1 pseudogene is annotated in these 622 nt (G+C 50.6%); it reads left to right on the top strand.

Annotated elements, in window-relative coordinates:
* Nucleotides 1–622: pseudogene (locus R7Q48_RS28585) on the top strand (2-isopropylmalate synthase); the annotation flags it as partial.

The raw sequence follows: 622 nt of genomic DNA, 5'->3' as shown, positions 1-622 counted from the left end.
ACTGCAGATTGCCTATGCGCTTGAAAGGCTGAGCGTTGATGTTATCGAAGCCGGTTTTCCTATCTCTTCCCCTGGCGATTTCGAGTCCGTACAAACTATTGCAAAACACATCAAAAATAGCCGAGTTTGTGCCCTTTCGCGTGCCGTTGCGAAAGACATCGATGCCGCAGCTGAGGCGCTAAAAGTTGCTGACCAATTCCGTATCCACACTTTTCTAGCCACTTCCACGATTCACGTTCAAGACAAGCTACGCCGCAGTTACGATGACGTACTTGAAATGGCGGTCAACGCCGTTAAACACGCGCGTAACTACACCGATGATGTCGAATTTTCTTGTGAAGACGCAGGCCGAACACCAATCGACAATCTATGTCGCATGGTTGAAGCCGCAATTGATGCTGGCGCAAGCACCATCAACATTCCCGATACCGTTGGCTACACAGTGCCAAGCGAGTTCGGTGGCATCATCCAAACGCTTTTCAACCGCGTGCCGAACATCGACAAGGCCATCATTTCTGTGCACTGTCATGATGACTTGGGCATGTCGGTCGCAAACTCAATTGCAGCAGTACAAGCCGGTGCTCGCCAAATTGAAGGCACCATCAATGGTATCGGCGAGCGT

This window comes from Vibrio sp. 378 (assembly GCF_033339435.1).
The sequence above is the reverse complement of the archived record's forward strand: the minus strand, read 5'-3'. Positions and strand labels throughout refer to the sequence as shown.